Below are 14,524 nucleotides of genomic sequence, written 5' to 3' on the forward strand. Positions count from 1 at the left end.
GGCGGAGAAAACACTCGTCCGGGTAACGGATGCGTTCTTCACCCCGAAGGGGTCGGTGACGGTGGCCGGTTCCGGCATATGCCACCACCGCACGCCACCAGCCCCTTTACCATGCGCCACAGAGGATTCCCCAGAGTTTACCGAGCAAACTCACCCGAAGGAGGGGATCGCCGTCTTTATCTCCGTCCGTTCCGGGCGGCGTTTGGCCAATTGGCGACTTGACCCGGAGTGAGCCTCCGCTCCGCCGCTCCGGCATCCGCTCCGGCCCCGGGGGGCGGTATCGGCGGGACGGCGGGACGGCGACGGCCGGTGCGCCCCGGGGGCGATCGGTTACGGACGGTCGCCGATGGCCGGATCCACCGGGTCCCGTCGGCCCGTCGGGGAGGCCCCGAAGGGGGCCGCCGTTCAGCCGATCCCGCGCGCCGGGATCATGATCAAACGATTCGTCCGGCGGTGTGGCAGGCCGACACCGGCCCGGTCCGGGCTCGTTGGGCGGGCATGATCAACGCTCGCCGCGCCGCGGTTCTCCCGACGCTCGCCCTCACGGCCGCCCTGACGGCCGTTCTGCTGCCCGGTACCGCCCGGGCCCAGTTCGCCCCCGCTCCTCTCACCGTCGACTCCACCGCGAAGCTCGCCGCCGACGGGTCGGTCACCCTCACCGGGACGTACTACTGCGCGCCCGGCTCCGGACCCGTCCTCCTCGACGGCGAGGTGGTCCAGGGCGACCGGCGGGCCGACCTGGACGGCGTCCTGGCGGTCTGCGACGGCCGGCTCCGCACCTGGAAGGCCACGGGCAGCCCCGATTCGGGTTCGTTCAAGCGCGGCGCCGCCCGGGGCGAGGCCGTGCTGATGGAGCTGTCGAAGGGGCTGCCGTTCCCGGTCGGCGTACGGACCGCGGAGAAGGCGATCACCCTGACCCGCTGAGCCGCCGGCCCGGTGGGAGTGACGGCCGCGCGGCCGTCACTCCCACCGGGTCGCCAGCAGCAGCGCGATGTCGTCCGGGCGGTCCTCCGCCTGACGCGCCTCCCTGATCAGCCGGTTGGCGACCTCGGCCAGCGGGTCGTCGCCGTGGTCGGCGAGGGCGGCGCGCAGCCGCTCGACTCCGGTGTCGATATCGGCGCCCGCCTGTTCGACCAGGCCGTCCGTGTAGAGGGCGAGCAGCGCGCCGGGTTCCAGCGTCAGTCCGGTGACGGGGTACGAGGCCGCCGGATCGACCCCCAGCACGACACCGCCCGCCAGATCGAGGACGTCGGTTCGCCCGTCCGGGTGACGGAGCAGCGGCTGTGGATGTCCGGCCCGTACGGCCTGGGCCCGGCCGGTCGCCGGGTCGAGGAGCAGATAGACGCAGCTGGCGAACTGGCCCGGGTCGAGGTCGATCAGCAGCCGGTTGGTGCCGCTCATCACCTCGGCGGGGTCGTGGCCGCCGAGGGCGAAGGCCCGCAGGGCACTGCGAAGCTGGCCCATGGTGGCCGCCGCGGCGACACCGTGTCCCTGGACGTCCCCGATGACGAGGGCGATCCGGTCACCGGTCTCCACCACGTCGTACCAGTCGCCGCCGACGTCCATGCCCTGGGTGCCCGGGAGATAGCGGCCGACGGTGTCGACGTGGTCGAGCACCGGCAGCCGGTGCGGCAGCAGGGCGTCCTGGAGCCCCCGGGCGAGGGCGGCCTCGGTGTCGTACCGGCGGGCCCGCTCCAGCGCCTGGGCGATCAGTCCGGCGAGGGCCGTGAGGACGGCACGCTCCTCGGCGGAGAAGTCGCGCGGCTGGTCGAAGCCGAGGATGCAGGATCCGACGGGCCGCCCGGAGGCGATCAGCGGGAGGAAGGCCCGGGCGCCGACATGGGCGTCGAGGGGGATACCGGGATAGGCGGCGGCCAGATGCTCCATGGACTCGAAGAAGATGGGGCGGCCGGTGGTCAGGGTCTCGACGCCGGGCAGTCTGGCGTCCAGGCCGACGCCGTCGAACCGGTCGAGGAAGCCCTGCGGGAAGCCGGTCTCCCAGGCCAGGAAGAGATGGCGCTCGTGGAGCAGGTAGATCGCCAGCTGACGGCCGCCGAACGCGGGCAGCAGCTCGTCGGTGACGACGGCCGAGACCTGGCGGGCGGTGACGGCCTCGGTCAGGGCGATGGCGAGGGCCACCGGCCGGTAGAGGCCGGTGGACCGCCCGGTCAGGGCACTCAGCGGACCTGCGGGACGGTCACCCGGCGGCCCGGCCGGGGAGCCGACCGGCCGCTCCGCGGGGTCGAGGGTGACGGTGACCCCGTCGTGGCCGGAGTACAGGGTCACCTGGAGCCAGCCGTCGTCGCCCCGGCGGGCTGTGAACGAGACGGGGGCGCGGGCCATCAGGGCGGCCCGGAAATGGTCCTCGTAGGCGGGTTCGGCGAGCCAGGGCAGGGCCTCCCAGAGCACCCGCCCGGCCAGTTCGGGGCGGCCCCGCCCGAGCATGGTCTCGGCGCTGTGGTTGGCGTAGGTGACCCGGCCGAGCCGGTCGAGGGAGAGCACACCGCGCGGCAGCCGGTCGCTCGCCTCGGTGACGGCCTGCCCGGGGCCGAGGTCGACGAGGAAGCCGTGGAGTACGGCCGGACCGGCACCGGATCCGGCCCCCGGGGCGCGGGTCGGGGCGCCGCCCGCCGGGCCCGGCCGGGCCGGGAAGGCGACGGGCCCGCCGCCGTGACCCGGCTCGGGCTCGGGGCGGACCGGTGTGACGGAGAGTTCCACGAGATGCGCCCGGCCGTCGACCCCGCGCAGCCGGATCCGCCGGGACTCGGCGCCGCCCACCTCCCGCACCCGGCGGGCGACCGCGCGCAGCCCGAGGCCGTCCTCCGGGGTCAGCCGGTCGGTGAAGGCCGTCAGGGTGCCCGGGAAGTCCTCCGGGCTGTGCCCCAGGACGCGGCAGAACAGGGCGTCCCCGGTGACGGTGTCGGTCCGGAGATCCCAGGTGAAGTGGCCGACCCGGACGGGCGGGGCGCTGAGCGACGGCAGCTGCGCCGAGAGGGGGTCGGCGGTCCACACGACGTCCGTACCGCCGTCCCGCAGGGCGTCGAGCGCCGCGCCGAGCCGACGGGCCGCCTCGTGCATCCGGCGCCGGTCGCCGTGGAGCGCGGCCCGGCCGGGGGTGACCGCGCGCAGGACGGCGAGCACCCCGTACCGCTCGGGTCCGTCGCCCACCGGCGCGTAGAACCCGCTGAACGGGAACGGCAGGCTCACCATCAGCTGCGGGAAGCGGCGCATGGCCTCCTCGGCGTCCGCGAGATACACGGGGCGCCCCGTGCGGAAGACCCGGGCCGCGGGGAAGGGCCGGTTCAGATGCACCCGCCACCAGGGGCGGAAGAGCCTGCTGGGCAGCCCGGTCATCACGGCGAGCCGGAGCAGTCCCTCCGTACCGGACCGCAGATAGACACCACCGGAGAAGCCGCCGACCGCCTCCGTGGCCCCCACGGCGGCCTCGGCCAGCAGAAGCTCCAGCTCCGTCGGTGTGCCGGGGGCGGCGGGAGGCCGCTGGGGGGTGTCCCCGGTCGCGCCGTGCGAGGTCACACAGCCAGCATGCCCGGGGGGCGCGCGGGGCGCGCGCCGCGCGGGGTCCGTACGGGAAACCGGGCCCGGCCTCCGGGGGCCGGGCGGGCGGTGGCTTCCTCCGGAGGAGTTCGGGCCGCGGACCGTCCGCAGCCGCTCGCGCGGCTCCCCGCGCCGCTGGATCCTCGCGGGTGATCGGCCCTCCGAGGGTCCGTCACGGCGCCCTTCACCCGGGCGGGAGCTACCGTCCGGTATCCGAGATGGTGCGCCATCGCACCCCTGATGCGCCCCCTGGACTGGGCTATGTTGAGCGGGAGCGGGACGAGAAGGAGTGACACCGGTGCCATCAGATCAGCGGGCACGCGCACAGGCGTCTGCGATCACGCCGGGAGGGCGGGAGCCCGCCGACGAACCCGCCCCGGCGGACCGCGTTCTGGCGCTCTTCGGCGGGCACCGGCTCTCGCCCGGCCAGCGGCGGATCGCCCGGTACATCACGGACCATCTCACCGAGGCCGCGTTCCTCTCGATCACCGATCTCGCGGACCGGGTCGGGGTGAGCCAGCCGTCGGTGACCCGGTTCGCCGGGTCCGTCGGGTTCAGCGGCTATCCGGCCCTGCGCGAGGCGCTGCAGCCGATCGCCCTGAACGCGATCGCGGGGATCACGGACACCCGCGCGGAGATCCGCCGCAATGAACTCCAGGCGGCGGTCGACGCCGAGATCGAGAATCTGGAGAGTCTGCGGCGGCTGCTCGCCGACACCGACCGGGTCCTGGACATCGGCCGTGAGCTGGCCCGTTCCGTCCCGCTGACCGTGCTCGGCCTGCGGATCTCGGTCTCCCTCGCCGAGTACTTCGCCTACGCGGCCCGCCGGATCCACCCCGATGTCCGAACGGTCACCCGGGGCGGGAGCGTGGCGTACGACGCCCTGCTCCAGTCCCGGGAGGCGGGCGGCACCTGGGTGCTGGCCTTCGCGATGCCCCGGCACGCGAACGAGACCCTGGCCGCGATGCGGGCCGCCCGTACCGCCGGGCTGAAGGTCGCCCTGATCACCGATCTGCCGCTCGGACCACTCGCGGACGAGGCGGACGAGACCCTGGTGACCGCCACCGGGTCACGGCTGGTCTTCGACTCGTACGCGGCACCGGGCGTACTGTCGGCGGCCCTGCTCCAGGCGATGGCGGACGCGGATCCGCAGCGCACCCAGACCCGGCTCGAAAGCTATGAACACGCGGCCGAGCAGCACGACTTCTTCCTGGACGACTGAGCCCGGCTCGTCACGCGCGCCGGAACCGGCTCCGTTGCGACATCCCGCCGGAACAACCCTGTTGGACATTCCCCGATCAACCGGACTGCATGAAAATTTTCTTACCCTTGCTTACTCGACGGTATATATATTTACTTCGGGGAGTGGCCCGGAGATCAACCGGATCGATCGGATCCCGTGACCGGCCACGCCCCCAGGAAGGCCGGCCGCCCGCGACCATGCAGACGTACCACCGCGCCACCGGCCTCCCTCTCCCCGGCGCACCACGCGCCGCGCAAGAACCGGGCATCGCGCCCTGACGCTCTCCTCCTCGCGTCCACACCGCGATGTCCCGTACGGGCCTCCGTCCCCTCGGAAGCCCACCCGGCGGCCTCGGCCAACCCCTAGGCCGGGGCCGCCAGAACCCTCCCGGGCGGCCGCCCGCCGCCCCGGACCCGCCACGGCTGGAGCGACGACGATGCCCCGGACCCCCTCCTCACCGGCCTCTCCGGACTGGCCTCTCCAGGTCGCCGCGCCCGGCACCCCGGAGTGGGAGCGGACCGCCACCGACTGGCTGCGGACCCTGGTCCCGGCGCGATACGCGGCGTATCCGACCCTCACCCGCCATCCCGTCGTACTCGCCCGGCACGCCCAGCTCCAGCTCCAGCACGAGATCAGGGCCGTACGGGCCGGACTCCAGACCTGCCGGGCCGAGTTGCCGCCGCTCGGCGTCTCCCCGCGGATCGCGGAGAGCACGATCCTGATGTACGCGGCCGAACTGGACCAGCTCGACCGGCTGGCGCGCGGGGTACGCCTGGTGACCGCGGCGCTCGTCGCCGAGGCCCGGCACCGGACCGAGCCGGCCGCGACCGGGCCGTCCGGCCGCCGGGGCCGCGCCGCGGTCTGACGCCACCCACTCGCCCACCGCCCGGCGTGCCGATCAGGCATCGCCGGGCTTACGCATGCCATCGCCCCTGCTCAGCGGCGTACGGGGCGGACAAGGCCGCCCTCCCCCAGGCCCGGGAAAAAGATCGCCGTCCCCCCTTGCACATTCGATACCCCCTAGGGGTATATTCCTTCTCGCCCGAGGGGGATACCCCCGAGGGGTATCGAACTCATAGAGGAGGGGACGGTCATGCCAACCGTCAATCCACGGCGCTGGTGGGCACTTCTGGTGCTGGCCACCGCGCAGTTCATGGTGATCATGGACACTTCGATCATCGGTGTGGCGCTCCCCGAGATGCAGCGCGATCTCGGCTTCGCGCCCGAGGACCTCCAGTGGGTCTTCAACGCCTATGTGATCGCCTTCGGCGGACTGCTGCTCCTGGGCGGCCGCCTCTCCGACCTGCTCGGAGCCCGCCGGGTCTTCATCAGCGGCTGGGTGGTACTGATCGCCGGATCGGTGGTGGCCGCCGCCGCGACCACCGCCTGGGTGGAAGTCGTCGGCCGCGCCGTACAAGGCGTCGGCGGCGCGCTGATAGCCCCCGCTTCGATGACGCTGCTGATGATGCTCTTCGGACACAACCCGAAGGAACTGGGCAAGGCGATGGCCCTCTACGGTGCCGCCGCACCGGCCGGCGGCACCGCCGGAGTCTTCCTCGGCGGGGTCTTCACCGAATGGGCGAGCTGGCCGTGGATCTTCATCATCTACGTTCCGATCGGCCTCGCCACACTCGCCGCCGCCGGGCTCCTGCCCGCCGCCGCGCCGCGCCGGGGAGCCGTCGACGTCCTGGGCGCCGCCGCCGTCACCGCCGGTCTGGCCCTCGCGGTCTTCGCCGTCGTCCGGGCCCCCGAAGTCGGCTGGGGCGCCACCGCCACGATCCTCCAGCTGATCGGCGCGGCCGTCCTGCTCGGCCTCTTCCTGGTCATCCAGAAGTCGATCCGCACCCCGCTGATGCCGCTCGCCATCTGGCGGACCCCCGGCCTCGGCATCTCCAACCTCGGGATGGCGCTCCTGGGCGCCGCGTGGATCCCGATGTGGTACTTCCTCAACCTCTACCTCCAGCAGGTCCTCGGCTACGGGGCCTTCGCCAGCGGCGCCGCGCTCCTCCCGATGACGGCACTCCTGATGATCTTCATGACCCTCATCACCGCACGGCTGCTGGGCCGATGGGGCGCCAAGCCGCTGATCTCCGGCGGACTGCTGGTCCTCGCGGCCGGACTGCTCTGGCTCTCCGCGATCGAGCCCACCGGCAGCTTCCTGGTCGACGTACTGCCCGCGTCGCTGGTCGCGGCGGTCGGCATGTCACTCGCCTACATCCCGGCGATGATGGCCGCGATCTCCGGCGCCAAGCAGGAAGAGGCCGGGCTCGCCTCCGGCATCGTCAACACCACCTACCAGGTCGGCTCCGCCCTCGGACTGGCCGCGCTCACCGCGGTCGCGACCTCCCAGGGCGCCGGGAAACTGGGCGACCTGCCCGCCCTCACCGACGGCTTCAGCGCGGCGTTCGTCGGAGCCGCGGCCGTCGCGGCGGTCGGCGGAGTCCTCACCGGCACGCTGATGCGGAGCGGCAGCCGGGCGGGGGGTGAGGGCTGATTGCCCCGGTGTAGCCCCCGCCGCCGACGCGCCGCCCCGTTACCCCCTCCTCCACGACCCGCCCCACGCCGGGTCGTGGAGGAGTTTTTAGGCGCCATGCCCCTGATCCCTGTGCCGCGGCCCTCCGGGGAGGACCCGTCACTACCGGGCCGCGCCCGGCAGCCTGATGTTGTTCGCGGCCTGCGGACCGTGGGTGGCTGGTCGCGCAGTTCCGCCCCCTATGCCTTCGGCAATGAGGGGGGACCCCCAGCGCCTTGGCCCTCCGGGTGAGGCCCACAACCCCGGGCCGCGCCCGGCAACCTGATCTTGTTCGCGGCCTGCGGGCCGTGAGTGGCTTGTCGCGCAGTTCCCCGCGCCCCTGGTTGCTTTCCCGACCGCCCTCGGAATGGTGATGCCCTCCGGGCGGGGTAGGTAGTGCTTCCTCCGGAAGTGTTTCGACTGCGGGCCGTCCTGGGCCGTTCGCGCAGTTCCCCGCGCCCCTAAAAGCCTCTCCCTCGCACCGGATAACGAGAGGGGAACCCACTCCTCCCCGGAGGAGCCCCGCACCTGGAGCGGGGGCCCTTTCGGAGGGCGGCAACGGGGGGAACCAGGGGCGCGGGGAACTGCGCGACAAGCCCACCACCGGGCAGCGGGTGGACCGACAAACACCAGGTCGCACCCTCCCCCTCCCCCGGGACGGGCTCCAGCCCCGGGGGACAAGTTCAGTCGGCGTGGTCGGGGGGTGCAGGGTCGCCCCCGCAACGGACGGCGGAAAAGAAACGGGTCTCCCAGACAAGACCCCCACTTCCGCCGTCCGTGAGGAGGTGAGCCCGGAGGCCACCGACCCTCCCGACGCCGAACAAGACCGCCCGCATACCGCCGGAGCAACGGTCACATCTTCAACAGCCCCTTGGGGGTCCCCCCAAAGGCAGCTTTGGGGGAGGCTGAGGCGCGAACACCCCGCACGCCACGAGGAACCCCACACCAGGCGGCGGGGACCCCTCAGCGGGAGGCGCCCCGGCGCGAGCGCGTCAGCGACCAGCCCAGGCCCCCCGCCGCCACCAGCGCCAGCGCCAGTTCGGGCCAGGCGCCCGCCCGCGTCGCCGGGGTCAGGGACGAACGCAGCGGCACCTCCGCGACGAGTGCGCCGGGGGTGAAGAGCTTCGTCTGCTCGACGACCTTGCCGTCCGGCATGATCACGGCGCTGACGCCGCTGGTGACGGGGACGACGACGGTGCGGCTGTGTTCGACGGCCCGGATCCGGTCCATGGCGAGCTGCTGGTAGGTCATCTCGCTCCGGCCGAAGGTGGCGTTGTTGCTCGGTACGGAGATGAGCTGCGCGCCGTTGGTGACGGTGTCCCTGGCCATGTCGTCGAACGCGGCTTCGAAGCAGGTGACCAGCCCGACTTTGGTACCGGCGAGATCGAAGACGCCGACTTTGTCGCCGGGGCCGAAGTCGCGGCGGACCCGGTCGACGTCTTTGCTGAAGAGCCGGACGAAGGACCGCATGGGGATGTATTCGCCGAAGGGCTGGACGTGCCGCTTGTCGTAGGTGTTGACGGGCCCCTGTTCGGGGTCCCATTCGATGAGGGTGTTCCGCAGCTTCCCGGTTTCGGGGGTGATGACGGCGCCGACGACGGTGGGGACGCCGATCGCCTTGACGGCCCGGTCGATGACCATCCGGGCGTCTTCGTTGGCGTACGGGTCGATGTCGGAGGAGTTCTCGGGCCAGAGGACGAAGTCCGGCTGGGGTTCCTTGCCCGCCTTCACGTCGGCGGCGAGTTGTTCGGTCCGGCGTACGTGGTTGTCGAGTACGGCGCGCCGCTGGGCGTTGAAGTCGAGGCCGAGCCGGGGGACGTTGCCCTGGACGGCGGCGACGGTGGCCGTTCCGTCTTCGGCGGCGGTGTCGATCAGGGGGCGGGCGGCGACGGCGGCGGTCGCGGGGACGAGGACGGCGAGCAGCGCGGCGGCGAGCGGGCCGCGCGGCAGGGGTCCGCCGCGCCGCCGGTGGGCGAGGATCCGGCGCCCGGTGTCGTAGAGCCCGAATCCGCACAGGACGACGGCGAAGCCCAGGACGGGCGTGCCGCCGAGGGCGGCGAGCGGCAGGAACACGCCGTCGGCCTGGCCGAACGCGATCTTGCCCCAGGGGAAGCCGCCGAACGGGACTCGGGCGCGGGCGGCCTCGCCGAGGATCCAGACGGCGGCGGCCCAGACGGGCCAGGCGGGGAGCCGGGAGACGACGGCGATCCCGGCGCCGGTGGCTCCGATGAAGAGGGCTTCGACGGCGGCGAGGGCGACCCACGGCACGGGGCCGACGTCCTCACCGGTCCAGATCAGCAGCGGCAGCAGGAACGCGAGCCCGGCGAGGTAGCCGAGGCCGAATCCGGCGCGGGCGCGGCGACCGCGCAGTGCCCAGCCGAGGAGGGCGAAGGCGGGCAGCGCCAGCCACCACAGGGGGCGTGGCGGAAAGCTGAGATAGAGCGCGGCGCCGGCCACCAGCGCGGCCCCGGGCCTGAGCAGCCGCGCCAGGGGGTGCGGCGGCGCCGGGTCGGGCGCGGTCGGTTCGGTCGGGGCGAGGGTGGCGGTCACAGCGGCGAGTCTACGGGAGGGGGGTATGGCCTTCCCGGGACCCCGGCCAGGTCGGGGCTGGATCGGGGGCGGGGCGCACCACTACGGTGAACGCGGCGGGCGACGGGGACCGCCGGAGTACGGCTCGGGGGGTCGGCATGATGACGGCTGCGCGGGGGGAGCGCACCAGTACGGCGGACGGCGTGGGGATGGCGGTGCTGGGTGCCGCCGTCGGCTGGGCGCTGGTGAGCGCGGCGGGTCGGCAGGCCGGTCCTGAGGGGGTACTGCTCGCGGTGGTCGCGGTCGCGGCGGGGTACGCCTGCGGCCGGATGTCGGGCGCGCTGGTGCCGGTGGGGTCGGCGACGGCGGCGTCCCTGGCTCTGCTGGGTCTGGCGGTGTTCTCGCCGGAGGGGGTGCCGGGGGTGAACGCGCAGTCGCCGGTGGAGCCGGGTGACACGGGCGCGGCGGCGGCTCTGCTGGCGGTGAGCGCGGGGGCGGCCTGTTGTGCGGCGTCGGCGGCGCGGCGGCCGGGGACCCGGATCGTATTGCGGGTGCTGGCGGTGGGTGTGGTGGGTACGGCGGTGGCCCTGGGGTCGGCGGCCGGGGTAGCGGCGTCGGCGGCGGTGGTGCTGTGCGCGGTCGCGGTGTCCGGGCACCGGCGGCGGGCGGCGGCACTGGCCGGGCTGGCCCTGGTGACGGTGTCGGTGGCGGCGGTGTCGTGGGCGGTGGCGAAGGGCGCTCTGCCGGACGGTCCGGCGGAGTACGCGCGGACGCAGCTCACGGAGAACCGGGTGGCGCTGTGGCGGGACGCGGTCGCCCTGGCGGAGGAGGAGCCGGTACGGGGGGTGGGGCCGCAGCGGTTCGAGCATCTGAGCGGCACGGCGCAGCGGACGACGGGTTCCGACGGCAAGCCGCATTCGGCCCTGTTCCAGCAGACCGCCGAGCAGGGGCTGGTGGGGGCGGGGCTGCTGGCGGCGGCGTACGGCTGGCTGCTGTACGGCCTGTGGCGCTCGCCGCGGCCGACTCCGGTGGTGCTGAGCGCGGCGGCGGCGCTGACGGCGCTCGCGGTATTGGCGCTGCTGGGCAACGCGCTGAGCTTCGCCCCGGTGACGGCGGGGGCGGGCCTCCTGGCGGGCCTGGCGACGGCCCGCCCGCCGTCGCCGGCGTTGCCCCGCACGGCGTGCGGGCCGCCGACGCGGGTCGCCTGACGCGTGTCGCCCCTCCCGGTTGCCGCCCACTACCCGGGCCGCGCCCGGCGACCCGCGGCCCGCCTGTGGCTGGTCGCGCAGTTCCGCCCCCTGCGCTTTCGGCGATGGGGGGACTCCAGCGCCTCGGTTCTCCGGCTGAGGCCCACAACCCGGGTCCCGCCCGGCGACCCGATGTTGTTCCCCGCCTGCGGCCCGGCCGTGGCCGTTCGCGCAGTTCCGCCCCCTATGCCTTCGGCAATGGGGGGACCCCCAGCGCCTCGGCCCTCCGGCTGAGGCCCACACCCCCGGGCCGCGCCCGGAGGCCTGATGTTGTTCGCGGTCCGCACCACCGTCGTGGTTGGTCGCGCAGTTCCCCGCGCCCCTAAAAGCTCCCCCGGCGCCGCCTCTGGGAAAGAGGGCCCGTCTCTCCAGGAGGGGGACGCGAAGGGCAACCCAGGGGCGCGGGGAACTGCGCGAACAACCACGGCCGGTCCGCAGGCGGGGAACAACATCGGGTCGCCGGGCGGGCCCGGGTAGTAAGGCGGTGCCCCGGAGAGCCAAGGCGCTGGGCGCGGGAACTGCGCGACCAGCCACCCACGGTCGGCGGACCGGATACGGCCTCGGGCACCAGGCGGCGGGGCAACCACTACGCCGCGCGCGGCGCCAAGCGGGCGTGGATCGCGCGGACCGCCGCCTCCGCGTCGTCGACGGTGACGGTGAAGCGGAGGCCGTCACCGAGGGTGACCACGATGCCCTCGCCGCGGCGGACGACGACCGCCGTGCCTTTCTCGGGGCGCCATCGGTAGCCCCAGCCGCCCCATTGCCGGGGGGTGACGCTGGGGACGACCTCGGCGTGGACGACGGTGGAGAGCGGGATCCGGCGGCGCGGCAGTCCGATGTGGCCGCAGCGGATCTCCACGGCGTCGCTGTCGACGGTCACGGCGACATGGACGAAGGCAAGGGTGCCGTAGAGCATCAGCAGGCCCGCCGCGACGCAGCCGACGACGGACATCACGAGCGCGACGACGCCGGAGGTCCAGTCGGCGACGACGGCCAGTTCGATGCCGAGGGCGAGACAGGCGGCGCCCGCGACGGCGAGCAGCCACTGGACACGGTTGGTCGCCCGGCCCGTCCATACGGCGGGGACGGGTTCGGCCGCCGCGCCCGGCTGCTCGGGCGGTTCGGGGAAGTGGTCCCTCATGCGAAGCAGGGTAACCGGCGCCGGGCCGCACGGCGGGGACGGGTTCGGCCGCCGCGCCCGGCTGCTCGGGCGGTTCGGGGAAGTGGTCCCTCATGCGAAGCAGGGTAACCGGCGCCGGGCCGCGCGGCAGGGGGTCCGGGGCGAGGATCACACCGGCGCGTGACGCCGCCGGGGGTTGTTGTTCCGCAGGTCAGCGGGTGGGGACCGTGGTGAGCAGCCGATGGGCCTCGGCGTACTCCAGCGCCTCGGGCGGCAGCGTGTCGACGGCCGTACCGCTGAGGACGACGGTGGGTTTCCCGGCGGGCGCGGCACCGGGTTCGGGCGTTGCTCCGATCCGGCGAAGGGCCTGGGCGGCGACGGCGGCGGCGGAGCCGTGGAGGGTGACGGGGCGGCCGACGGCGGTCCGGATGCGGTCGGCGACGAGTTCGTAGTGGGTGCAGCCGAGGACGATGTCGGTGACGTCGGCGGGGGTCAGGGCCGCGGCGGCGGCGACGGCCTGGGTGATGCCGGGGCCGTCGGCCCACTGGATCACATCGGCCAGGCCGGGGCAGGGGACCTCGGTGACGGCGGTCCCGGCCGCGAAGTCGCGGATGAGTCCGCGCTGGTAGGGGCTGCCGGTGGTGGCGGGGGTGGCCCAGATGGCGACGGTGCCGCCGCTCGCGGCGGCGGGTTTGATCGCGGGGACCGTGCCGATGACCGGGATCGCGGGTTCCAGTTCGGCCCGGAGTACGGGCAGGGCGTGGACGGAGGCGGTGTTGCAGGCGACGATCAGCGCGTCGGGCCGGTGGGCGGCGGCGGCGCGGGCGGTGGCGAGCGCGCGGCGGACGATGTCCTCGAGGGGGCGGGGTCCCCAGGGCAGCCCGTCGGGGTCGGAGGAGAGGACGAGTTCGGCGTCCGGCCGCAGTCCGCGCACGGCGGCGGCGGCGGGCAGGAGGCCGATCCCGGAGTCCATGAGCGCGATCTTCACCCGGTCACCATAGTCGACGGAGCGTGCCCGGCCGGTCCCGTGGGGCAGACTGCGGCGCATGAGCGTCCTCGCCGCGATCGCCGTCGTGTCCCTGCTCGCCTGGGGGTGGCTGCTGCTGGCCCGGGGGTTCTTCTGGCGGACGGATCAGCGGCTGCCGTCCCGGCCCGGTTCGGGGCGCTGGCCGGATGTGGTGGTCGTCGTCCCGGCCCGGGACGAGGCGGGGGTGCTGCCGCTGAGTCTGCCGTCGCTGCTGGCCCAGGACTATCCGGGGCGGGCCTCGGTGGTGCTGGTGGACGACGGCAGTACGGACGGTACGGGGGAGCTGGCGCGGGCCCTCGCCGACGAGTGCGGCGGGTTGCCGCTGCGGGTGGTCCGTCCGGGTGAACCGGGGCCGGGCTGGGCGGGGAAGGTGTGGGCGCTGCGGGCCGGGATGGCGGCGGCCCGCAGCGGCCCGGCGGACGGCGAAACCGGGGGCGACGAAGGCGATGGCGGAGACGGGGGCGGGCGGCCGGAGTATCTGCTGCTGACGGACGCGGATATCGCGCACGCGCCGGATGTGCTGCGGTCGCTGGTGGCGGCCGCCCGCGCCCATCGGCTCGATCTGGTGTCGCAGATGGCGCGGCTGCGGGTGGCGGGCGGCTGGGAGCGGCTGATCGTGCCCGCGTTCGTCTACTTCTTCTGTCAGCTCTATCCGTTCCGGTGGGTGAACCGGCCGGGGGCGCGGACGGCCGCGGCGGCGGGCGGCTGTGTCCTGTTGTCGGCGACGGTGGTGGAGCGGGCCGGGCTGCCGGACGCGATCCGGCACGCGGTGATCGACGATGTCGCCCTGGCGCGCGCGGTCCGCCGGTCGGGGGGCCGGATCTGGCTCGGTCTGGCGGAGGGGGTGGTGAGCGTACGGCCGTATCCGCGGCTGGCGGATCTGTGGCGGATGGTGTCCCGGAGCGCCTACGCCCAGTTGCTGCACCATCCCCTGTTGCTGCTGGGGACGGTGCTGGGGTTGCTGTTGGTGTACGTGGTTCCGCCGGTGGCGCTGGTGGCGGGCGTGGTGGCCGGTGATCCGGGGGCGGTGTGGGCGGGTGGCGCGGCCTGGGCGGTGATGGTGGGGACGTATCTGCCGATGCTCCGCTACTACCGGGTGTCGCCGCTGCTGGCGCCGGTGTTGCCGGTGACGGCGCTGCTCTATCTGGGGATGACGGTGGATTCGGCGGTCCAGCACTACCGGGGTCGCGGCTCGGCGTGGAAGGGGCGGGTGTACGCCCGTCCCGGCGCGGCGCCCGAGGAGGGGTGAGCCGGGCGGGGCCGCGGCCGGGTGCCGCGGCCCGTGGCGGGG

At 74.2% G+C, this 14,524-nt stretch carries 10 protein-coding genes; 6 read left to right on the forward strand and 4 right to left on the reverse strand.

Annotated features, from left to right (window positions below; genetic code table 11):
• Nucleotides 1-498: 498 nt before the first annotated feature.
• Nucleotides 499-924, forward strand: a complete 426-nt coding sequence (locus tag AB0G74_RS24470; RefSeq protein ID WP_361149930.1) for a DUF6299 family protein — start codon at nucleotides 499-501, stop codon at nucleotides 922-924.
• Nucleotides 925-960: 36 nt separating this feature from the next.
• On the opposite strand, the gene AB0G74_RS24475 is transcribed toward AB0G74_RS24470, so the two are convergent.
• The gene (locus AB0G74_RS24475; RefSeq protein WP_361149933.1) at nucleotides 961-3,534 is read right to left on the reverse strand and encodes a SpoIIE family protein phosphatase; all 2,574 of its coding nucleotides are present in this window, start codon (nucleotides 3,532-3,534) and stop codon (nucleotides 961-963) included.
• 319 nt (nucleotides 3,535-3,853) lie between these two features.
• On the opposite strand from AB0G74_RS24475, the gene AB0G74_RS24480 reads away from it, so the two are divergent.
• The 3 genes from AB0G74_RS24480 (at nucleotide 3,854) to AB0G74_RS24490 (ending at nucleotide 7,292) form a co-directional block, all read left to right on the forward strand.
• The gene (locus tag AB0G74_RS24480) at nucleotides 3,854-4,777 is read left to right on the forward strand and encodes a MurR/RpiR family transcriptional regulator (RefSeq protein WP_361149936.1); all 924 of its coding nucleotides are present in this window, start codon (nucleotides 3,854-3,856) and stop codon (nucleotides 4,775-4,777) included.
• 457 nt (nucleotides 4,778-5,234) lie between these two features.
• Nucleotides 5,235-5,663, forward strand: a complete 429-nt coding sequence (locus AB0G74_RS24485; RefSeq protein ID WP_361149937.1) for a hypothetical protein — start codon at nucleotides 5,235-5,237, stop codon at nucleotides 5,661-5,663.
• A gap of 228 nt (nucleotides 5,664-5,891) precedes the next feature.
• Complete coding sequence (locus tag AB0G74_RS24490) at nucleotides 5,892-7,292, forward strand: MFS transporter (RefSeq protein WP_361149940.1); 1,401 nt, start codon at nucleotides 5,892-5,894, stop codon at nucleotides 7,290-7,292.
• A gap of 981 nt (nucleotides 7,293-8,273) precedes the next feature.
• Here AB0G74_RS24490 and lnt read toward each other — a convergent pair.
• Nucleotides 8,274-9,800, reverse strand: coding sequence for an apolipoprotein N-acyltransferase (gene lnt, locus AB0G74_RS24495; protein ID WP_361150031.1), 1,527 nt, complete (start codon nucleotides 9,798-9,800; stop codon nucleotides 8,274-8,276).
• A 197-nt stretch (nucleotides 9,801-9,997) separates the two neighbouring features.
• On the opposite strand from lnt, the gene AB0G74_RS24500 reads away from it, so the two are divergent.
• Entirely contained in the window at nucleotides 9,998-11,047 is a 1,050-nt protein-coding gene (locus AB0G74_RS24500; protein WP_361149942.1) for an O-antigen ligase family protein, read from the forward strand.
• 625 nt (nucleotides 11,048-11,672) lie between these two features.
• Here the strand turns inward: AB0G74_RS24500 and AB0G74_RS24505 are convergent.
• On the reverse strand, nucleotides 11,673-12,227 hold the full coding sequence (locus AB0G74_RS24505; protein ID WP_361149945.1) for a hypothetical protein: 555 nt from the start codon (nucleotides 12,225-12,227) through the stop codon (nucleotides 11,673-11,675).
• 190 nt (nucleotides 12,228-12,417) lie between these two features.
• Entirely contained in the window at nucleotides 12,418-13,254 is an 837-nt protein-coding gene (locus tag AB0G74_RS24510; protein ID WP_361149947.1) for an aspartate/glutamate racemase family protein, read from the reverse strand.
• On the opposite strand from AB0G74_RS24510, the gene AB0G74_RS24515 reads away from it, so the two are divergent.
• Nucleotides 13,253-14,482: a glycosyltransferase gene (locus tag AB0G74_RS24515; RefSeq protein WP_361149950.1), complete on the forward strand. Its 1,230-nt coding sequence runs from the start codon at nucleotides 13,253-13,255 to the stop codon at nucleotides 14,480-14,482. The two genes, AB0G74_RS24510 and AB0G74_RS24515, sit on opposite strands and share 2 nt — an antisense overlap.
• The last annotated feature ends 42 nt before the right edge of the window (nucleotides 14,483-14,524 follow it).

It is taken from the genome of Streptomyces sp. NPDC020875, from assembly GCF_040641415.1.
Taxonomy (GTDB): Bacteria; Actinomycetota; Actinomycetes; order Streptomycetales; family Streptomycetaceae; genus Streptomyces.

Excerpts from the sequence above, each read along its gene's own strand:
- AB0G74_RS24470 (WP_361149930.1), top strand. The coding sequence starts at position 499 with ATGATCAACGCTCGCCGCGCCGCGGTTCTCCCGACGCTCGCCCTCACG.
- AB0G74_RS24485 (WP_361149937.1), top strand. The coding sequence starts at position 5,235 with ATGCCCCGGACCCCCTCCTCACCGGCCTCTCCGGACTGGCCTCTCCAG.
- AB0G74_RS24490 (WP_361149940.1), top strand. The coding sequence starts at position 5,892 with ATGCCAACCGTCAATCCACGGCGCTGGTGGGCACTTCTGGTGCTGGCC.
- AB0G74_RS24500 (WP_361149942.1), top strand. The coding sequence starts at position 9,998 with ATGATGACGGCTGCGCGGGGGGAGCGCACCAGTACGGCGGACGGCGTG.
- AB0G74_RS24505 (WP_361149945.1), bottom strand. The coding sequence starts at position 12,227 with ATGAGGGACCACTTCCCCGAACCGCCCGAGCAGCCGGGCGCGGCGGCC.
- AB0G74_RS24515 (WP_361149950.1), top strand. The coding sequence starts at position 13,253 with ATGAGCGTCCTCGCCGCGATCGCCGTCGTGTCCCTGCTCGCCTGGGGG.
- AB0G74_RS24510 (WP_361149947.1), bottom strand. The coding sequence starts at position 13,254 with ATGCGCCGCAGTCTGCCCCACGGGACCGGCCGGGCACGCTCCGTCGAC.